Origin of the sequence: Rhodococcus mengyinensis, assembly GCF_048381435.1 — a bacterium.
Taxonomy (GTDB): domain Bacteria; phylum Actinomycetota; class Actinomycetes; order Mycobacteriales; family Mycobacteriaceae; genus Rhodococcus_F; species Rhodococcus_F opacus_D.
This window is the reverse complement of the sequence record NZ_JBLWIT010000105.1, coordinates 121,868-141,785: the sequence shown is the minus strand read 5'-3', so window position 1 is coordinate 141,785 and position 19,918 is coordinate 121,868. Positions and strand designations below refer to the sequence as shown.

Sequence of the window (19,918 nt, the reverse complement as noted above, 5' to 3'; positions counted from 1 at the left end):
GCCTCATCGGACACCAGATGTGCACCGACCGGGCGCCGTGGGTGAGACGACTGGACTCCAAGTACCCACGACGGGCGCAACTACCCCTCCGGCACAACGCTAGGTGGAGTGGGAACCGTCGAGCGGAGCGCTTCGAGGACTTCACAGACTTGATCGCCCCGGGGCGCGATGTCGGTCCAGGGCGTGCCCTCGGGTTATCGGCGAACAGCTCCGCTACGAGCCGGAGGCGATCAACAAGCTCAACACCTGCGCGACGAAGTTCCGCCACAAGTCCTCGGCTGACCCCATATCTCACTCCTTCGTGCGGTTGTGAGGTGCGATACGAAGTTTCTACCCCAATGCGTCGTCGATCAGTCGCTTCGACTCGCACTTTGGGCAACCGAGCACGATGAAGCACGCGCCGAGCGGGCTCTCGACTGGCTCGCCTCGTCTCACTTCTGCCGCGACCACCCCGTGTCGTCGGAGCCGACGAAGCCCTCCATCTCCAAGAGCGGCAGCACGGCCCGAACCTGCTCCACCGCGACCCCGGACAGTTCGGACAACTCCCGGACCCCACGCGCCCCGACCGCAGGCAACGCCTCGTACACCAGCAGGGCATCCCCCGACAGCGCATCCAGATCGCGGACCACGTCGAGGCCTTCCCGCAGCCCGATCGGTCCGGCCTCCTCCACCACGTCACCGGCATTCGCGACCAACCGCGCCTCCCCCTCCCGAATCATCCGGTTGCACCCCGTCGACGACGCCGACGTCACCGGACCCGGCACGGCCATCACTGGACGCCCCAGTTTGCGCGCCCAACTCGCCGTGTTCCGCGCACCGCTGCGCCATCCCGCCTCCACCACGACCACCCCGTCGGACAGGCTCGCCACCAAACGATTCCGCGCCAGAAACCGATGCTTCGCGGGTGTCGTGCCCGGCGCGTACTCACTGATCACCGCACCGTTCTGCGCGATCTGCCGCAACATGCGTGCATGCCCCGCCGGATACGCGCGATCCACACCACACGCCAGCACCGCCACCGTCAGGCCCCCGACACCCAGCGCTGCCCGATGCGCGGCACCATCGACCCCGAACGCCGCACCCGACACGATCGTCCACCCGTCGACGGCGAGATCACCGGAAATCTCGGCAGTCACGTGTTCGCCGTAACCACTCGCCGCCCGCGTCCCCACGATCGAGATCGCCCGATCGGTCAGTTCGGTCACCGGCCGCGAACCGAGCACCCACAAGGCCAACGGCGGGCCCTCGTCCCTCGACCGGGACAAATTCCCGAAGCCGAGGAGCCGCCACTGCGGCCACTCGTCGTCGTCCGGCGTCACGAGCCGGCCACCCATCCCCGCCACCAGTTCCAGATCGTGCGCGGCGGTATCCACATGCGCCCGGGCAACGGTCCGCTCCCCTAGCATCTCCGACAGGTCCCGCTCCCGCACGGCCCGCGCAGCCTCCTCCGGACCTACCTTCTCCACGAGCCGCGACAGCGCCGGGCACGGCCCCTGCACTACCTTCGACAGATACGCCCACGCCAATCGCCGCGGATCCTGGACACCATTCAGATCGCTTGCACCACTTCGACTTTCCACTGTCACTGAAAGCTCCGATCACGAAACCCCAACGCGGTGACCACCTGCTCCGGGCCCGGCATGTCGAGTCCCGCCAGATCACTCACGGTCCAGGCCACCCGCAACGCCCGATCGGCGCCCCGGGCCGTGATCAGTCCCTTCCGTAGCGCACGCTCCACCGGCGCCAGCGCGGGCCGCGCCAACCGGAACTTCTGCCGCAGGGCCGGTCCGGGCACCTCAGCGTTGGTGCGCCAGCCGTAGTCGCTCCACCGCTCGCCGGCGGCGGCCCGCGCCTCGGCAACCCGTTGGCGGACGTCCTCGGTGCTCTCCCCGACGTCGTCGATGAACGCCCCGGTCGCGACGGCCTGCATCCGCACTCGCAGATCCACCCGATCCATCAGCGGTCCCGACAGTTTCCCGAGGTAGCGTCGCCGAGCGGTCGGTGCGCACACGCAGTCGGCTTCCCGCGCGGGCGCGCACGGGCACGGATTGGCCGCGAGAATCAGCTGGAAGCGCGCCGGATAGCGGGCGACCCCGTCCCGGCGCGCGATTCGCACCTCCCCGTCCTCGAGCGGGGTCCGCAGGGCTTCGAGGACCTTGGTTCCGATCTCGGCGCACTCGTCGAGAAACAGCACCCCTCGGTGGGCGCGACTGACGGCGCCGGGCTTCGCGACACCGCTTCCACCGCCGACGAGTGCGCTCACGGACGCCGTGTGGTGGGGTGCGATGAACGGCGGCACGTCGATGAGGGGACGCTCGGGCGGCAGAAGCCCGGCCACGGAGTGGATTGCCGTCACCTCGAGCGATTCGCTCTCGGTGAGCGGCGGCAGAACCCCGGGAAGTCGCTGCGCCAGCATCGTCTTCCCCACGCCGGGTGGACCGGTGAGCATCAGGTGGTGCGCTCCCGCCGCCGCCACCTCGATGGCCCAACGCGCCTCTACCTGACCCACCACCTCGCTCAGATCGGCGCGCACCGGTTGCGCAACCCACTGCGCCGGCTCCGGATACTCGAGATCCCGCTCCTCCCGCAGCCACGCGATCGCCGCCCGCAGGTCGTGCGCGCCGAGCACCTCGACACCACCGACCAGCCCTGCCTCGGGCAGCGACTGCACCGGAACCACTACCGTTGCCCACCCCGCATTCTTCGCCGCGAGCACCGCGGGCAGGATCCCGCGCACCGACCGGAGCCGCCCGTCCAGCGCCAGTTCTCCGAGCAGAACGGTCTCGCGCAGCCGCTGCCGCTTCACCTGCTTGGCCGCGTCCAGGACGGCAGCGACGAGCGCGAGATCGTAGACCGACCCGACCTTCGGCAGCGTCGCCGGCGACAGCGCGAGGATCACCTTCGAATCCGGCCACTCCTCGCCCGAGTTCGCCACCGCGGCCCTGATCCGGTCCCGAGCCTCCTGCAGCGCGGTGTCCGGCAGCCCGACCAGATGCACCGCGGGGAGTCCGCGGCCGATGTCGGCCTCGATCTCGACCAGTTGACCGTCGACCCCGGTCACGGCCACCGAATGTGCTCGCCCCAGCGCCATCAGAACGCATCCCGGACATGCTCGATCTGGGGCTGCGGACCGTGCCCGATCATGATCGCGACCACGTCGAACCGCACCCGCGACCAGTGCCGGCCCGAGTCCCGCAGCCACTCGACGGCCAGCAGGCGGATCCTGCGCTGTTTCGAGAACGTCACCGCCTCGGCGGGACTGCCGTATCCCAGGCCGCGCCGTGTCTTCACCTCGACGAAGACGAGCCAGTCTCCCTCTGCTGCAATGAGATCGACTTCGCCGTATCGGGATCGCCAGTTTCGGTCGACGATCTCCATGCCCGCTTCGGTGAGATACCGGGCGGCCAGATCCTCCCCATGTGCACCAAGCGCGAGATTGTGCGCCACAGCAGCCTCCACCCCGTCCCCCGGCGGCCCACCGATGCGAACCGCGTCTCTCGCATCACCGTGCCCGACCCGCATTCCGGGAAGAGGTGCCCGAACTGGCCGAACGAATTGGGCTGTGGATGAAGTGCACGTTGTGGACAACTCGGCACTGTGCGGGAGCTGTTTCTCCCAAAGGCCCAGTTCAGCCTGTCAAGCCGGTAATCGAACGGTCAGCCGACAGCGGGCATCCATCGGCGCGCGAGCGATGCCACCCAGTCGGCGGCCTCACCGGGATCCCCGGGTGGCGACTCGACGAGGACGAGTTCGTCGACTCCCGCGTCGGCCAGCGCGTCGACGTCGGAGGGGTCCACTTTCCGCAGGGCGACGGCCAGGCGCAACTCCTCCGTGTCGCGCCCCGCGTCCCGGCACAGTGCGTGGATCGTCCGGATCCGTTCGGTGACGGCGTCGATGCCGTCCACATTGAACCCGTACCAGCCGTCGCCCCACGCCGCGACCCGGCGGAGTGCCGCGTCACTGTTGCCGCCGAGCACGACCGGAATCCGGCGATCTCGCACGGGTTTCGGATTGACCCGCACCGAATCGACGCGGACGAACTCACCCTCGAACGTCGCGACGTCGTCACGCCACAGCGTGCGCATCGCCGCGACGTATTCGGCGGCGCGCTCGCCACGTCCCTCGAACGGAATGCCGAGCGCAGCGAATTCCTCCCGGGACCAGCCGATGCCGACGCCGAGCGTCAGCCGGCCACCACTCATCAGATCCAACGTCGCGGCCTGCTTGGCCATGAGGACAGGATTGTGTTCGGGCAGTAGCAACACCCCGGTGGCCACGCCGATCGTGTGGGTGGCAGCGGCGGCGAAGCTCAGCCCGATCATCGGGTCGAGCCAATCCGCGACGGCGGGGACCGCGATCCGGCCGTCGTCCGCGTACGGATACCGCGACTCCGACCGGTCCACCATCACGACGTGCTCGCCTGCCCACAGCGTGGCGAATCCGCTGTTCTCGGCGGCACCCGCGACCGAGTCGATCACCGCGCGACGAGCGCCGGTGCCGATCCCGAGTGCGTGCAACCCGAGGCGCATCGGCCGATCGTCTCACAGTTGCCCGGCCGAAGTGACTCGCTTCCGGGATGCTCCTAGCCGCGGACGTCGAGGCTACGGGCGTAGTGCTCCTTGAACACCTCGAGATGCGTCCAGGTCTCCAAGGCCATCACACCGTCGATCGTCCGGATGTGCTCGGCAAGAGAGTAGAGGTCACCCGACGAATCGGCGGCGACCGTGCCGATCAGGTCGAATCTGCCGAGTGTCCGCGCCAGGAACTCGATACCCGGCAGGTCCTCGATCTGCGCGCACGCCTCCCGATCCCGCGATCCGAGGCTGACACCGATGCCCATGGCGAGGGTTCTGCCGCCACCGCGGCGCCTCACGACGGCTCCGACGCGCAACGCGGTGCTGTCGATCAGATGGTTCACGCGATTCCGCGCCGCGCTCGGTGAGAGCCCGGTGCGTTCGGCCAGTTCCAGAAACGGCATCCGCCCGTTCCGTTCCAGTAGCTCGATGAGCGCGACGTCTTTCGCGTCCAGTCGAACGTCGGCCCGTAATGCGCTCTTGGGCATAAAAATTCCCTTGATGACATCGGCGTAGAAGAGCGTGTTGACGGTGCGGACACCGGGTTCCGCACGGATCGCCGCGATCGCGTCGTAGAGGTCCCGCTGGCTGGGGACGCGCAGTTCGGCGATGATGTTGTACTGCCCGCTCACAGCGGAAATGTAGACGGCCGCCTCCGACGCGCAGAGCACCTCGGCCACGGGACCCACCGGCCCCGACACGGCGACGGACACGTGTGCCATCGCCTTGAGGCCCAGCAACTCGGGGTGGGCGACGGCAACGACGCTCACCGTGCCGGTGTCGAGGAGCATCTGGACGCGCGTGGACACCGCGGCGCGTGGTACTCCGACGGTCGCGGCGAGCTCCCGATAGGTTGCGCGACCGTTCGACTGCAACGCCGCGATGAGCTTGGAATCCAGTTCGACAGTCATGATGCCCGGAGATTTCTCGATTTCTTTCTGCACTTCCGACAGAGAAGAAGAATCGCACATACCTCCAGATTCTGCGAATCGGTGCAAATCTGCTCCAGATATCGAACACATTCGCCGTCGACTGCTCGGTCCGAAACTTTGATGTATTGCGCAGCCGCTGGTCAGGGCGTAATTTTCCCTCCCAACCGGAACGTGACCCACACCACCATCTCGAAGGATCCCCATGCGCAAGCTGTTCCACCACGAGGCGTCCCCCCTCGACGCCACCGCCACCGTCTTCACCGGCGGCACGCTCCGCACCGTGGACGCAGACACCGAGGGCGCCGAGGCCTTCCTCGTCTACGGCAATCGCTTCGCCGCGGTCGGCACCGTTGCGGAATGTCGTGAGGAAGCGCGGAGGATCGGCACCCGGACGACGGACGTCATCGATCTCGCCGGGGCGACCGTCGTACCCGGGTTCGTCGATCCGCACGCCCACCCCCTGATGTACGGCCAGATGCTCAGCTGGGTGGACTGCGGCCCCGAGAAGGCACGCACCATTCCCGAGATCGTCGCGCTGCTGCAGGAGGCATCGGGGAATCAGCCTGCCGGGATCCCGGTGCGCGGGTACGGCTACGAGCACCGCAACCTCGTCGAGGGCCGTCATCCCACGAAGGAGGAACTCGATCAGGTCGGTACCGACCGCGAGGTCTACCTGATGAACGCCAGCGGTCACGGCGGCGTTGTCAACACGTTCACCCTCGAACTCCACGGCGTCACCCGCGACACCCCGAATCCGCCCGGCGGCGAGTTCTTCCGCGACGCGGACGGCGAGCTGACCGGCCAACTGTCCGATGCCGCCTGCAACATCCTCACCGGCGTGAACGGCGTCAAGGTCGGTCATCACGGCCCGAATTTTCACCTCGAGGACGAACCCGAGGAGCATCTGCGACAGCTCTCCGTGGCGCAGGAGAAGTTCCTCGAGGGCGGCGTGACCACGATCGGCGACTGCCAGGTGACGCGGCGCGAGTTCGACATGTACCTGCGCCTGGCGGAGCAGGGCCGGCTCGAGACCCGGGTGAGCATGTACCTGCTCAGCCACCTGCTCGATCACGCGCTCGACACCGGGCTGCACGGTGCGTTCGGCAACTCACGTCTCGCGTTCGGCGGGATCAAGTTCTACGCCGACGGCACTCTCGGCGGTTGGACCGCCTACTTCCCTGATGGGTACGTGGGCGACCCATGCCGGACCGGGCAGCTCTATCACGAGCCCGCCGACTATGCGGCGCTGATCGCGAAGGCACACACCGTCGGCCTGCAGACCGCGACGCATGCGCAGTCGCCGACCGCCATCGACATGGTCCTCGACGCGATCGAGGCCGCGCAGAAGGCGCATCCCGACGCCGATGCCCGTCATCGCATCGAGCACTGCGGGTTGCCGACCCCCGAGCAGATCACGCGGATGCACGCACTCGGGGTGTACCCCGTCAACCAGCCGCAGCACTACTACAACTGGGGCGAGGGCGTGACCGCGGCCATCGGCACGCCGGGTGAGCGTTTCAATCCCCTCGGGGAATTCGTCGAAGCCGGCGTGCCGGTCACGATCAGTTCCGACGCACCCGTCGCCGAGCCCAAACCACTCGAGGCGATCCAGGCCGCCGTCACCCGCATCACCCGGCAGGGACATCAGCTCGGCTCGAACGCGTTGCGGCTGACCGCTGCCCAGGCGCTCACCGCGCACACGCTGAACGGGGCCCGCGCGCTCGGAAGGGAATCCGAACTCGGCAGCATCTCCCCCGGCAAGCGCGCCGATTTCGTGGTCCTCGGCTCCGACCCTCTCACCGTCGACCCGCACACCATTGCCGACATCGAGGTTCGTGAAACGTGGATCGACGGCGAATTGGCGCATTCCACCCGCAGCGACCTATTCTCGACCATTGCAACCACCGAGGATCAGTCATGAGTCACGACACCCAGATCGCCAAGGCCCGCAGGGCGGGTTTCGCGGCCTTCGTCGGCACCACCATCGAGTGGTACGACTTCTACGTGTACGCCACGGCGGCGGCCCTGGTGTTCGGTGAGATCTTCTTCCCCTCCGACACCGACCGCCTGACCGGCATCGCCGCCGCGTTCGCCACCTACGCGGTGGGCTTCTTCGCCCGCCCGCTCGGCGGCATCGTCTTCGGACATGTCGGCGACCGGGTCGGCCGGCGGACGGCGCTCGTCGTGACGCTCACCCTGATGGGCGCGGGCACGTTCCTGATCGGCGCCCTGCCGACGTACGCGCAGATCGGGTTCTGGGCGCCGCTGCTGCTCGTGATGCTGCGCTTCGTGCAGGGCTTCGCGGTGGGCGGCGAATGGGGTGGCGCCGTGCTGATGGCGGTCGAACACGCGCCCGAGGACAAGAAGACGTTCTACGGCGGATTCGCACAGCTGGGTAACCCCGCAGGCGCGCTGCTCGCCACCGGGTTCTTCAGTGTCCTCTCGACCTTCGGCGACGACGCCCTGCGGGACTGGGCGTGGCGGCTGCCGTTCCTGTGCTCGGCGCTGCTGATCGGCGTGGGTCTGCTGGTGCGACTGAAGGTGGAGGAATCTCCCGTCTTCGAGTCCGAGGTGCAGACGGCGACCGAACCCGAAGCGCTGCCGCTGAAGTACGCCATCGTCACCAACTGGCGCCCGATCCTGCTCGGCATGGGCATCCTGCCCGTCGCGGTGGGTGGCTACTACCTCGTGACGACGTTCATCACGGCGTACGCCACCGACCCGGACGTCGGGCTGTCCGAGACACTCGTCCTCAACGCGCTCAGCGTGGCCGCGGTGGTGGAATTGATCGCCACGCTCGGGGTGGCGTGGCTCGGCGACAAGGTCGGCCGGATCCGCGTGGTGATCTACGGACTGCTGGCCGTCGCGGTGCTCGCCGCACCACAGTTCCTGGTCCTCAAATCCGGGTCGGTGATCCTGATCTTCCTGACCTTCGCCGTCATGCGGCTCGTCCTGGCCGCGACGTACGGCCCGATCGCGGCGGTGCTGTCGCAGATGTTCCGGCCGCAGGCCCGGTACACCAGCATCTCCCTCGCCTACCAGGGCGCGGGCGCGATCTTCGGTGGGCTGTCCCCGTTGGTGTCCACGCTCATGTTCCAGGCAACCGGCAGTGTGTGGCCGGTGATCGGCCTCCTGATCGGAATGTGCGCGGTCAGCATTCTCTGCCTGCTCGTGGCGCCGCAGCACGTCGATCACGTCGACGGCGAGTCCGACGAATCGGTGGGCGACCTGGGCGCCGCCCGGGCTCCAGCCTCGAGCTGACATCCCCGCGACGGGAAGGGCCGGTGGTGCGTGTGCAGCACCGGCCCTTCCACCTGTCAGGTGGGCTCGCCGTCCGAATCTGCCGGAGACACAGCGGCTGCCGGCGAGACGAGACCGGCGTCGTCGAGCGCACGCCCGGTGAGAACCCGACCCAGTTCGATCATTTCGGCGGCACGATGGAAGTCGAGACTGCGGCACGCGTTCCGGGGCACCCGAACGTGCACGTCCGGTGGATACGCGGCGAGCTGATAACGAGCCAACGTCGCCTGCATCACGTCAAGCGAACGGTTCATCACCGCGAACCGGCTGAACTTCGGGACGGCCACGGCGTCGCCCTCGACCACTGTCTGATCGCCGATCACCTGGCCGTCCTGCTCGTCCGACGGATCCGGGTCGGTCTGCGCAGCGCCGAACCGCCCCACGACCGACCGCACGATGTCCAGGTCACGCAGCTGCGCGGCGCTCCGGCGGAAGCGCGCCACCCATTCGTCCACCGGCCGCGAATCGGCGCTGACGTTCTCCGGTGACAGCGAGCGCCCGTCCCGATCCTCGGCGCTCAGGCTGATTCCGACGGTCAGGTCGGCGCTCACGGAGACGAGCGGCGCCATCGGCAAAGGGTCGAGCACCCCACCGTCGGCGAGGACTCGGCCGTTCAGCACATACGGCGTGATGACGCCGGGGATGGCGATCGACGCACGGATCGCCGCGTCGACGGGCCCTCGCTGGAACCACACCGACCGGCCCGCAGCGAGATCGGTGGCCACGGCAGTATACGGAATCGGAAGGTCTTCGATGCGGATCTCGCCGAGTATCTCCCTGACCCGTTGCAGGATCTTCTCGGCGTGGATGGCTCCGGGTGCGGACACCGACAGGTCGAGAAGACGCACGACGTCGAGCTGGGTCAGGCCGATCGCCCACCGGGTGAAGTCGTCGAGCTTGCCCGCTGCGTGGAGTCCACCCACCAGGGCACCCATCGACGAGCCTGCGACACCGACGATCTCGAATCCGCGCTCCTCGAGTACCTGGATCGCTCCGATGTGGGCGTATCCCCGCGCACCGCCGCTACCCAGAGCCAGCGCGACGCGCCTCGGTCCGGTCATCGGATGATCGTACGCGGACGAGAACTCCGGATCGTCAGGACAGACCGTTGTCGGGGAGCCGCAGGTCCGGCTTGTCGAGCTCCTCGATGTTCACGTCCTTGAACGTGATGACGCGGACATACTTCACGAAACGCGCGGGGCGGTACATGTCCCACACCCACGCATCGGACATCCGCAGCTCGAAGTAAATCTCTCCGTCCGCGTTGTGCGGCAGCAACTCCACCGAGTTGGCCAGATAGAACCGGCGCTCCGTCTCCACGACATAGGAGAACTGACCGACGATGTCCCGGTACTCGCGGTAGAGCGACAGCTCCATCTCGGTTTCGTACTTCTCGAGATCCTCGGCACTCATCGGTCTCGGAGTCCTCCTGCTCTGGTGTGAATTGTCATCATCTCGCACTTCCGGAACTGTTATCCACTCGGTGTATCAGCGCGGCGACGTTCGACCACGAGCGGCGGTGCTCCGGGCACGGGCCCAGCTTCTCGAGAGCCGCCAGGTGCGCGGGCGTGTTGTACCCCTTGTGGATCGCGAAACCGTAACCGGGATGTGTCTCGTCCATCGCGACCATCACCCGGTCACGAGAGACCTTGGCCAGCACGCTCGCCGCCGCGATGCATGCCGCCGCGGCGTCGCCGCCGATCACCGGCAGCGACGGGGCCGGCAGGCCCGGGACGCGGAAGCCGTCGGTGAGAACGTAACCCGGGGTGGTCGAGAGCCCGGCGACGGCACGTCGCATGCCCTCGATGTTGGCTACGTGCACACCCATCCGGTCGACTTCCTCGGCCGGAAAAGATACGACGCTCCACGCCACCGCGAGCCGGGTGATGGCCGGGAACAGCTCTTCACGCGTGCGTTCGGTGAGCTTCTTCGAATCGTCGAGGCGCGCCAGCGCCGGATACGGCTTCGGCGCGAGCACGCAGGCCGCCACGACGAGCGGCCCCGCACACGCGCCCCGGCCTGCCTCGTCGACACCGGCCACCGGCCCGAGGCCGCTACGGACCAGGGCCGACTCCATTGTCCGCAGACCGGACGACCTGCGAATGACGGTGCGTGGAGGCCAGGAAGTCACTTGCCCTGGATATCAGGTGAACTGATCGTGCCCATCCGCGACGGCGGCAACGCGATGAAGACGGCCTTACCGATCACGTTGTCGAGCGGGATGGTGCCTTGCATGTCGTCGCCCACGTGGTACCGCGAGTCCGCGGAGTTGCTGCGATTGTCGCCCATCACCCACAGGTGCCCGTCGGGCACGGTGACCGGACCGAAGCAGCGCGCCGACTTCAGTGCTGTGTCGCAGGCCTGGGAGCCGGGGACGAACGGGAAATCCATGACGACGTAGGGCTCGTCGAGCGGCTTGCCGTCGACCAGGATCCGGCCCTGGTCGTCGCAGCATTCGACGGTCTGACCGCCGGTGGCGATCACACGCTTGACGAGGTCGTTCTCGTCCGGGGGGACGAGTCCGACGAGGGAACCGAGTTCCTGCGCACCGCGGATCACCACGTTGGAGGACCGGGTGGAGACGAAATCCTGTGACCACGAATCGGGGCCGCGGAACACGATGACGTCACCCGGTTGCGCTTCACCGAAGCGGTAACCGATCTTCTCGACCACGATGCGGTCGCCGGTGCAGCCCGCGCACCCGTGCAGCGTCGGTTCCATCGATTCGGACGGAATGAGATACACCCGGGCGACGAACGTCTGCAACAGGAAACTCAGAACGAGCGCGACCAGAATCAGGATCGGCAACTCGCGGAGGAAGGAGCGGGGCTTCTTCTCGGGCTCCGCCGCTCCGCCGTTCACGGCGGAGGTGGCGGCCGAATCGCCGGTGGTCTCGGATTCCGACGACAATGCCCGCTCCTTCGAAGAATCTGTCACGAAATCAGATTAGCCCGGCACTGCGAGTACGCAGTGCCGGGCTCATCGGAAAGGTCAGCGCTTTTCCTTGATCTTGGCGGCCTTGCCACGCAGATCGCGGAGGTAGTACAGCTTGGCGCGACGGACGTCACCGCGGGTGACGACCTCGATCTGCGCCAGGTTGGGGCTGTGTACCGGGAAGGTGCGCTCGACGCCGACACCGAAGGAGACCTTGCGGACGGTGAAGGTCTCGCGGACGCCGCCGCCCTGACGGCGGATCACGACGCCCTTGAAGACCTGCACGCGCTCCTTCGAGCCTTCGATGACCTTGACGTGCACGTTGAGGGTGTCGCCGGGACGGAACTCGGGAATGTCGTCGCGGAGGGACTTCTTGTCCAGGAAATCGAGAGTGTTCATCGGTGTTCCATCCTTGCGTTTTCGCAGGAGCAGAGGAACCGAGCGGCACCCGGACGTTCGAAGAACACCGGTGCTCGTCTGGTTCGTGCCCAGATCAAGTACTGCTGCCTGGTCCAGGCAACCCGTCCATTGTGCCAGACGCCACCGGGTGAAGAGAAATCGGCGGCGGCGCCGCGTGCACCACGTGGTCGAGTTCGACCTCCGCCGCCACCCTGGCATGCTCCGCGGCTTCCTTCACGTGTACTGCGCTGGGAGTTCCCGCGATGAAGTCCTGCACGAAGATCTTGGCGCGGATGACCGGCCGACGCCACTTCCGCTCCCGTTCGAGTGCGCGGAGCATCCGCTTCGGCTTGGAGGTGTAGCGCCACCGGGCCCACGGTGCGCTCGGCCGGCTCAATCGGAGCGCCCCGATCAGCAGGATCGGAAAGACGAACAGGCCGAGCAACCCCGTCCAGATCTTGCCCTTCAGCAGCACCACCGCCGCGATGAGCAGGTTGATCACGGACGACAACCCGATTGCGACCCGCACCCACGGATCCGGCGAGTCCCGGAAGTCGGTGACGTTGATAAGTTCGAGCGGCCGGAGTCCGAGCAGCAGCAGACCCGTCACCGCGATCGCCACGAACACGGCATCGACCGACGTCCGGCCCTCATCCGCCCAGTACACGTCCTGCAGGTAGAAGATCAGCGCGAACTCGTCCAGCACCAGCGCGGCGCCGATCCCGAAGAACGTGGCGAGGACGGCGCCGGTGGTCTGGGTGCCGTCCTCGTACACGGCGATGAGGGACACTCCCGACACGAGCATCGTCACGACGCCGAACACCACGTGGTGGACGTGATGCCCGCCGGGTTTCACGTTGCCCGGCCACCACGACACCTCGGCGCGGATCATCCGCACGCTCAACCGGATGAACAGGAACGCCGCGAGAAACCCGAGCAGGAAAAAGAGCAGAGGCAGGCGCCCGTGCCCGACGATTTCCCGATCCAGCCATTCGTACATCGGCATCCACTATCCCAGTAAAGAACTGGTCACTCCATCGAAAAGTGGTGGCTCGTGTCGGGATGGTGACCTCTACTTGCCGAACCCCGCCTTCCGCAGCGCGTCGGCCATCGAACCGCCGGGCGCCGGGCGGGAGTCACGCCCGCGATCGCGTCCACCCTGCTGCTGCGGCTTGCCGCCGCGCCGATCCTGCGGCTGCCCGCCGCCCCGCCGGTCCTGCCGCTGCGCGCCTCCGCCGCGGGGACCGTCGTTCTTGCGGCCGGCCCCGACCTCGTCGTCGAGCCGCAGCGTCAGGCCGATGCGCTGACGCGCCTCGTCCACCTCGAGGACCTTCACCTTCACGACGTCACCCGACTTGACGACGTCCCGCGGGTCCTTGACGAAGTTGTGGGACATCGCGGACACGTGAACGAGGCCGTCCTGGTGAACGCCGATGTCGACGAACGCGCCGAACGCCGCGACGTTGGTGACGACGCCCTCGAGCGTCATCCCCGGCTTCAGGTGCGACACCTTCTCGATGCCGGCGGCGAACGTGGCCGTCTTGAACTCCGGGCGGGGGTCGCGGCCGGGCTTCTCGAGCTCACCGATGATGTCGGTGACCGTGGGCAGACCGAACCGGTCGTCGACGAAGTCCGCCGGGTTCAGGCTGCGGAGCGCGGACGTGTTGCCGATGATCTCGCGCACGCCGGTGCCGCTGGCGCCGACGATCTTGCGCACCACCGGGTAGGCCTCGGGGTGGACGCTGGACGCGTCGAGGGGGTCGTCCCCGTTGGGGATGCGCAGGAAGCCGGCGCACTGTTCGAACGCCTTCGGACCGAGCCGCGCGACGTCCTTGAGTCCCTTGCGGCTGCGGAACGGGCCGTTCTGGTCCCGGTGCGCGACGATGCTCTCTGCGAGCGAACCGGCGATACCCGACACGCGGGACAGCAGCGGCACCGACGCGGTGTTCACGTCGACGCCGACCGCGTTCACCGCGTCCTCGACGACGGCACCGAGCGACCGCGCGAGCAGCGTCTCCGACACATCGTGCTGGTACTGCCCGACGCCGATCGACTTCGGGTCGATCTTCACCAGTTCGGCGAGAGGGTCTTGCAGACGTCGCGCGATGGAGACTGCTCCGCGGATCGATACGTCGAGGTCGGGCAGCTCCGCCGAGGCGTACGCGGACGCCGAGTACACGGACGCGCCGGCCTCGGACACCACGATCTTCGTCAGGTTGGTGGCACCCGACTTGGCGATCAGCTCGGTCGCGAGCGCATCCGTCTCGCGGGAGGCGGTGCCGTTCCCGATGGCGATGAGTTCCACGCCGTGCTTGGCGACGAGACCGGCGAGAGTGGCCAGGGAGGCGTCCCACTTGTTCTGGGGCTGATGCGGATAGATCGTGTCGTGGGCCACGACCTTGCCGGTGGCGTCCACGACCGCGACTTTCGTCCCGGTCCGGAAGCCGGGGTCGAGGCCCATCGTGGCGCGGGTACCGGCAGGCGCTGCCAGCAGCAGGTCGCGCAGGTTGTTGGCGAACACGTCGACGGCGTCCTTCTCGGCCGACTGCCGCAGGCGCATCCGGGTGTCGATGCCCAGCGTGACGATCATCTTGGTGCGCCACGCCCACCGCACGGTGTCGAGCAGCCACCGGTCGGCGGGCCTGCCGCGGTCGGCGATGCCGAACCGGCCGGCGATCCGGCCCTCGTAGACGGTCGGCTCGCCGGGGACGGGCTCCTCCGTGTCGGGTGCCAGGGTGAGCGTGAGCACCTCTTCCTTCTCGCCGCGCAACACCGCCAGGATCCGGTGGGACGGGAGCTTGCCGAACGGCTCGGAGAACTCGAAGTAGTCGGCGAACTTCGCGCCCTCGGTCTCCTTGCCCTTACGGACCGCGGACACCAGCTGCCCGCGGGTCCACATCAGCTCGCGGAGCTCACCGACCAGGTCTGCGTCTTCGGCGAAACGCTCGACGAGGATCGCGCGCGCACCCTCGAGCTGTTCGGCCGTGTAGGACGCCGGATCGGTGGAGGGATCGGTGATCAGTGCGTCGGCGACGGGTTCGTGACCGGCCTCGCGGGCGATCTGCGCCTTGGTGCGCCGCTTCGGCTTGAACGGCAGGTAGATGTCCTCGAGGCGCGCCTTCGTGTCGGCGGTCATGATCTGCCCACGCAGCTGGTCGTCGAGCTTGCCCTGCGAGTCGATCGACTCGAGCACGGCGACCCGGCGCTCGTCCAGTTCCCGCAGGTAGCGCAGGCGTTCCTCGAGTTGGCGGAGCTGAGCGTCGTCGAGCGTTCCGGTGACTTCCTTGCGGTACCGGGCGATGAAGGGCACGGTGGCTCCACCGTCGAGGAGGTCCACGGCGGCCGCGACCTGTCCCTCCCGGACGTCGAGTTCCTCGGCAATGCGCTGGTTCACGGTCTTGAGAGTCACGGAAATGGACCCTACCGCTACTCTGAGACAATATCGTCGGCGGTGAGGCCGTCACGGAAATCTCGGGAGAATTTCATGTCCAGGCTGATCCGATGCCTGACGGTCATGGTCTTCGTGCTGGTTGCGCCGGCCTGCACCATCCCGACCGAGACGAACTCCGTGGTCGACATCCCGGCGACGTCACCGGCCGTCGCCACCCCCGACCTCCTCCCGGCCGACGACCCGCCGGCGGGTGACGGCGTGACCGTGAGCCCGGAGCCGTTCCCCTCCGCGCGAGTTCCCGTTTCCGCACCCCTCGCCGAACGCATCTCGGCGGCGGTCGCGACGGCGTCCGCCGAACGCGGCGCCGACATGTCGATCGCTGTTCTGGACCGCGCCACCGGCAGCTATCTGGAGGGTGCCGCGACCGAACCCGTCGAAACGGCGTCGTTGGCCAAGCTGTTCATCGCCGCCCAGATGTATCACCTCGACGCGCTCGGTGAGCGGCCGCTGTCCGACTTCGACCGTGTCCTCCTGAAGCGGATGCTCGAATCGTCCGACGACGACGCGGCCAACACTCTCTGGGACGATCTCGGCGGCTCGGACGTCGTCGTCGACGTCGCCGGGCGGTACGGACTCGCCGCGACCACCCCACCCTGGGACGGACTGTGGTGGAACACCGAGACGACCGCCGCCGACCTCGTGACGTTCTATGCCGGGCTTCTCGACGATCGCGAAGGCCTGGGCGCGGATCGCATCGCCGAATTCGTCGGCTACCTGCGCTCGTCGACACCCGCGGGGATCGACGGTTACGACCAGCGGTTCGGCATCCCCGACGGGTTGCCCGGCGAGAACGTCGTCGGGGTGAAGCAGGGTTGGATGTGCTGTGTGGGAGATCGGTGGATCCACGTGTCGACCGGCCTGATCGGTGACGACAACCGCTACATCGTGGCCGTCGCGTCGCGGGAGGACATCCGGTACGAGGACGACGAGGAGTCGTACCCGGACACCGCGATCACGGATGTCACCGAGGATTCCAGCGCCCGGCATGCACGGGACACGATGACCGGATTCGTGAAGTCGCTGTTCCCCACCGGTGTCGTCGACGACTGGGCGCAGCCCCAGGGTTAGAGCTGCGGCAGGCCCGGAAGCCGGTTCAGGGCAACAGGTCCGGGCGGCGTTCGGCGGTTCGTTGCAGCGACTGCTCCCGCCGCCACGCAGCCACCTTCGCGTGATCACCCGACAGCAGGACCGGCGGGACGTCGAGTCCGCGCCACGTCGCCGGCCGCGTGTAACTGGGACCTTCGAGGAGGCCGTCGGAGAACGAATCTTCTTGGTGCGACTGCTGATTGCCGAGCACTCCGGGGATCAGGCGCACGAACGCCTCGGTCATCACCAGCACGGCCGCCTCGCCCCCGATGAGGACGTAGTCGCCGATGCTCACCTCTTCGACGCGCACCCGGCGGGCGGCGTCGTCGAACACGCGCTGATCGATGCCTTCGTAACGTCCGCAGGCGAAGACGATGTGCTGCTCCCCCGCCCAGCGCTCGGCGGTGGCCTGCGTGAAAGGAACACCGGCCGGTGTGGGGACGACCAGCAGCGTGTCCGAGTCGCCGTCGCCCGCGGCGAGGACGTCGTCGAGCGCGGGCCCCCACACGGTGGGTTTCATGACCATCCCCGGCCCGCCGCCGTACGGAGAATCGTCGACGGCCTTGTGGACGTCGTGCGTCCAGTCCCGCAGATCGTGCACGTCGACGGAGATGAGGCCCTTGTCGATGGCCTTGCCGAGCAACGCCGCTCGAAGCGGTTCGAGGTACTCGGGGAAGATGGTGACCACGTCGAGACGCATGGCTACCGACTCACTTCTCGTCGGCCGATTCACCGAAGTCGGGATCGAGTAACCCTTCCGGCGGATCGATCTCGACGACGCCGTCGGCGACGGACACCGACGTGACGATCGCGGCGACGAACGGGACGAGAAGTTCGCCGGACTGTTCGCCGGCCCGGCGGATCGAGAGCAATTCGCCTGCCGCGGAATGCAATACCTCGATGACGGTGCCCACCTCGGTGCCGTCCGAGAGGCGCACCGACAGTCCCTCGAGTTCGTGGTCGTAGAACTCGTCGGGGTCGTCGGACGGCTCGAGTTCGGCGCTGTCGATGACGAACAGCGTGCCCCGCAGGGCATCCGCCGCGGTGCGATCCGACACACCCTCGAGGCGCAGCAGAAGCCGCCCGGAATGGTCCCGGGCGGCTTCCACCGTGTATGTGCTCACAGTCTGCTCGCGCGGCTTGTGTCCCCGCAGCACGGCACCCACGGCGAATCGATCCTCGGGTTCGTCGGTGCGAACCTCGACCACGATCTCACCCTTGATGCCGTGCGACTTGGCGACACGGCCGACGACGAGCTCCACTGCTGTAAGGCCTCTACTGATCGGTGTCGACGACGTCGACACGGATCCCGCGGCCACCGATACCGGAGACCAGCGTGCGCAGAGCGGTCGCGGTGCGACCACCGCGGCCGATGACCTTGCCGAGATCGTCAGGGTTGACGTGCACCTCGACTGTGCGCCCCCGACGCCCGGTGATCAGCTCGACACGAACGTCGTCGGGGTTGGCGACGATGCCACGAACGAGGTGCTCCACGGCATCGGCGACGACGGCACTCACTTGTCAGCAGCCTCGGACTCTGCAGCAGCCTCGGCGGGAGCGTCGGCAGCAGCCTCGGCGTCCTCGGCCTTCGCCTTCTTCTTCTTGGGCGTGATGGCCTCGCCGACGGGCTCGTTCTCGGCCTGCGCGAGCGCAGCCTGGAACAGCTCCAGCTTGGAGGGCTTGGCTTCCTTGACGCGGAGGGTGCCCTCGGCGCCCGGCAGGCCCTTGAACTTCTGCCAGTCACCGGTGATCTTGAGGATGGCCTCGACGGGCTCGGTGGGCTGGGCACCGACGCCGAGCCAGTACTGAGCGCGCTCGGAATCGACCTCGATCAGCGAGGGCTCTTCCTTGGGGTGGTACTTGCCGATGGTCTCGATCGCACGGCCGTTGCGGCGGGTGCGGGAGTCGGCGACGACGATGCGGTACTGCGGGTTCCGGATCTTGCCGAGCCGGGTGAGCTTGATCTTGACAGCCACTGCTGTACTTCTCCTTCAGTGCGCACACGAGTGTGCTCACGTGTCACGTGCAATTCGGCGACGCGCAGGAATAGCGCGCCCGGTTTTGCCTCTAACCTGTGACCGCCGCGCGGTGCGTGACCGGATGCGACGAACAGCGGTTCATTCTGCCAGACGAACACCGTCAGCGGGAAACCAGGTCATCGGGTCTTGACGACGTTGCCCCGCAGAACCACGACATCGGGCGCGGCGAGGGCGTCGCTGCTCGCCCGCGGGTCGTTCCGGAAGACCAGCAGATCCGCGGGCGCACCCGCTTCCACACCCGGATGTCCGAGCCACGTCCGCGCGTCCCAGCACGCAGCCCCGAGGGCCTCCGCCGGGGTCAGTCCGACCGCCTTCAGTTCCTCGACCTCGTCGGCGATGCGTCCGTGGACGATCGATCCGCCGGCGTCGGTGCCGGCGTAGATCGGGATCCCCGCGTCGTGAGCGGCACCGATGGTGTCCTTCACCCGTGAGTGCAGGTCACGCATGTGCGCGGCGTAGATCGGGAACCGCGAGGCGGACTCGGCGATGTCCGGGAACGTCGCGATGTTGATCAGCGTCGGGACGAGGGCGGTTCCGTGCGAGACCATCAGCTCGATCGTCTCGTCGGTGAGCCCGGTGCCGTGCTCGATGCAGTCGATTCCGGCGTTGATCAGACCGGGAAGCGCATCCTCGGCGAAGACGTGCGCGGTGACGCGAGCCCCTTCGCGGTGTGCGGCCGCGATCGCTTCGACGAGGATGTCGTCGCTCCACAAGGGCGCCAGGTCGCCCGCGGAGCGGTCGATCCAGTCGCCGACGAGCTTGACCCACCCGTCACCGGCCCGGGCCTGGCGCACCACCTCGTCCGGCAGTTGCGACTCGTCCTCCAGATCGACCGGCAGTCCGCGGATGTAGCGCTTGGGGGCTGCGATGTGCTGCCCGGCGCGGATGATCCTCGGCAGGTCGGGGCGGTCGTCGACGAACCGGGTGTCGACCGGCGAACCCGCGTCGCGGATCAGCAGGACCCCACAGTCACGCTCGGTCTCCGCCTGCGCGATCAACCCTTCGACGCTCTCGCCACCGCCGCCGCCGAACCGGATGCCGACGTGGCAGTGGGCGTCGACGAGACCGGGCACGATCCATCCCGATTCGCAGACGGTCTCGGCGCCGGGAACCGGTTCCGTCGAGATCACACCGCCGTCGACCCAGAACTCGACCGGCTGTTCGTCGGGCAGACCGGTGCCCCGGAAGTGCAGTGCGGCCATC

General features: G+C 67.7%; 20 protein-coding genes. 3 read left to right on the top strand and 17 right to left on the bottom strand.

What is annotated here, in order from left to right:
• Positions 1 to 431 precede the first annotated feature (431 nt).
• The 5 genes from dprA to ACNJ7E_RS21645 all read right to left on the bottom strand — a co-directional run bounded on the left by dprA (position 432) and on the right by ACNJ7E_RS21645 (position 5,485).
• Complete coding sequence (gene dprA / locus ACNJ7E_RS21665; protein WP_418340924.1) at positions 432 to 1,586, bottom strand: DNA-processing protein DprA; 1,155 nt, start codon at positions 1,584 to 1,586, stop codon at positions 432 to 434.
• Positions 1,583 to 3,091 carry a YifB family Mg chelatase-like AAA ATPase gene (locus ACNJ7E_RS21660; protein ID WP_283334793.1) on the bottom strand — a complete coding sequence of 503 codons (1,509 nt, stop codon included), beginning with the start codon at positions 3,089 to 3,091 and terminating at the stop codon, positions 1,583 to 1,585. The genes dprA and ACNJ7E_RS21660 overlap by 4 nt, the downstream gene beginning before the upstream one ends.
• Positions 3,091 to 3,447, bottom strand: coding sequence for a YraN family protein (locus ACNJ7E_RS21655; protein ID WP_005259362.1), 357 nt, complete (start codon positions 3,445 to 3,447; stop codon positions 3,091 to 3,093). Before ACNJ7E_RS21655 ends, ACNJ7E_RS21660 begins: the two co-directional genes overlap by 1 nt.
• A 209-nt stretch (positions 3,448 to 3,656) precedes the next feature.
• On the bottom strand, positions 3,657 to 4,529 hold the full coding sequence (locus tag ACNJ7E_RS21650) for an LLM class F420-dependent oxidoreductase (RefSeq protein WP_418340923.1): 873 nt from the start codon (positions 4,527 to 4,529) through the stop codon (positions 3,657 to 3,659).
• 53 nt (positions 4,530 to 4,582) lie between these two features.
• A complete protein-coding gene (locus ACNJ7E_RS21645) occupies positions 4,583 to 5,485 on the bottom strand; it encodes an Lrp/AsnC family transcriptional regulator (protein WP_418340922.1) in 903 nt (300 codons plus the stop codon).
• 223 nt (positions 5,486 to 5,708) lie between these two features.
• On the opposite strand from ACNJ7E_RS21645, the gene ACNJ7E_RS21640 reads away from it, so the two are divergent.
• Positions 5,709 to 7,427 (top strand): amidohydrolase, encoded by a 1,719-nt coding sequence (locus tag ACNJ7E_RS21640; RefSeq protein ID WP_418340921.1) that lies wholly within the window; start codon positions 5,709 to 5,711, stop codon positions 7,425 to 7,427.
• The gene (locus tag ACNJ7E_RS21635) at positions 7,424 to 8,767 is read left to right on the top strand and encodes an MFS transporter (RefSeq protein ID WP_317568927.1); all 1,344 of its coding nucleotides are present in this window, start codon (positions 7,424 to 7,426) and stop codon (positions 8,765 to 8,767) included. Before ACNJ7E_RS21640 ends, ACNJ7E_RS21635 begins: the two co-directional genes overlap by 4 nt.
• A 56-nt stretch (positions 8,768 to 8,823) precedes the next feature.
• Here the strand turns inward: ACNJ7E_RS21635 and ACNJ7E_RS21630 are convergent, their stop codons facing one another.
• The 7 genes from ACNJ7E_RS21630 to ACNJ7E_RS21600 all read right to left on the bottom strand — a co-directional run bounded on the left by ACNJ7E_RS21630 (position 8,824) and on the right by ACNJ7E_RS21600 (position 15,548).
• On the bottom strand, positions 8,824 to 9,867 hold the full coding sequence (locus ACNJ7E_RS21630) for a patatin-like phospholipase family protein (RefSeq protein ID WP_283354793.1): 1,044 nt from the start codon (positions 9,865 to 9,867) through the stop codon (positions 8,824 to 8,826).
• Between the two features lie 34 nt (positions 9,868 to 9,901).
• A complete protein-coding gene (locus tag ACNJ7E_RS21625) occupies positions 9,902 to 10,219 on the bottom strand; it encodes a DUF2469 domain-containing protein (RefSeq protein ID WP_005240496.1) in 318 nt (105 codons plus the stop codon).
• 37 nt (positions 10,220 to 10,256) lie between these two features.
• Entirely contained in the window at positions 10,257 to 10,937 is a 681-nt protein-coding gene (locus ACNJ7E_RS21620) for a ribonuclease HII (RefSeq protein WP_105413024.1), read from the bottom strand.
• Positions 10,934 to 11,716, bottom strand: a complete 783-nt coding sequence (lepB, locus tag ACNJ7E_RS21615; protein ID WP_283354801.1) for a signal peptidase I — start codon at positions 11,714 to 11,716, stop codon at positions 10,934 to 10,936. The genes ACNJ7E_RS21620 and lepB overlap by 4 nt, the downstream gene beginning before the upstream one ends.
• An 81-nt stretch (positions 11,717 to 11,797) precedes the next feature.
• The gene (gene rplS / locus ACNJ7E_RS21610) at positions 11,798 to 12,139 is read right to left on the bottom strand and encodes a 50S ribosomal protein L19 (protein ID WP_005240490.1); all 342 of its coding nucleotides are present in this window, start codon (positions 12,137 to 12,139) and stop codon (positions 11,798 to 11,800) included.
• A 94-nt stretch (positions 12,140 to 12,233) separates the two neighbouring features.
• Positions 12,234 to 13,139: a hypothetical protein gene (locus tag ACNJ7E_RS21605; protein ID WP_418340966.1), complete on the bottom strand. Its 906-nt coding sequence runs from the start codon at positions 13,137 to 13,139 to the stop codon at positions 12,234 to 12,236.
• Between the two features lie 72 nt (positions 13,140 to 13,211).
• Positions 13,212 to 15,548, bottom strand: a complete 2,337-nt coding sequence (locus ACNJ7E_RS21600) for a Tex family protein (RefSeq protein WP_280781748.1) — start codon at positions 15,546 to 15,548, stop codon at positions 13,212 to 13,214.
• A gap of 75 nt (positions 15,549 to 15,623) precedes the next feature.
• Here ACNJ7E_RS21600 and ACNJ7E_RS21595 point away from each other — a divergent pair, with 75 nt between their 5' ends.
• Positions 15,624 to 16,658, top strand: a complete 1,035-nt coding sequence (locus ACNJ7E_RS21595) for a serine hydrolase (protein ID WP_418340920.1) — start codon at positions 15,624 to 15,626, stop codon at positions 16,656 to 16,658.
• Between the two features lie 25 nt (positions 16,659 to 16,683).
• On the opposite strand, the gene trmD is transcribed toward ACNJ7E_RS21595, so the two are convergent.
• The 5 genes from trmD to ACNJ7E_RS21570 all read right to left on the bottom strand — a co-directional run bounded on the left by trmD (position 16,684) and on the right by ACNJ7E_RS21570 (position 19,917).
• Positions 16,684 to 17,376, bottom strand: coding sequence for a tRNA (guanosine(37)-N1)-methyltransferase TrmD (gene trmD, locus ACNJ7E_RS21590; protein WP_418340919.1), 693 nt, complete (start codon positions 17,374 to 17,376; stop codon positions 16,684 to 16,686).
• Positions 17,377 to 17,386: 10 nt separating this feature from the next.
• On the bottom strand, positions 17,387 to 17,938 hold the full coding sequence (gene rimM, locus ACNJ7E_RS21585; protein WP_418340918.1) for a ribosome maturation factor RimM: 552 nt from the start codon (positions 17,936 to 17,938) through the stop codon (positions 17,387 to 17,389).
• A gap of 13 nt (positions 17,939 to 17,951) precedes the next feature.
• Entirely contained in the window at positions 17,952 to 18,194 is a 243-nt protein-coding gene (locus ACNJ7E_RS21580; RefSeq protein WP_005240479.1) for an RNA-binding protein, read from the bottom strand.
• Entirely contained in the window at positions 18,191 to 18,652 is a 462-nt protein-coding gene (rpsP, locus tag ACNJ7E_RS21575) for a 30S ribosomal protein S16 (protein ID WP_005240477.1), read from the bottom strand. Before rpsP ends, ACNJ7E_RS21580 begins: the two co-directional genes overlap by 4 nt.
• 179 nt (positions 18,653 to 18,831) lie before the next feature.
• Positions 18,832 to 19,917 carry an amidohydrolase family protein gene (locus tag ACNJ7E_RS21570; protein ID WP_280781744.1) on the bottom strand — a complete coding sequence of 362 codons (1,086 nt, stop codon included), beginning with the start codon at positions 19,915 to 19,917 and terminating at the stop codon, positions 18,832 to 18,834.
• Position 19,918 lies beyond the last annotated feature (1 nt).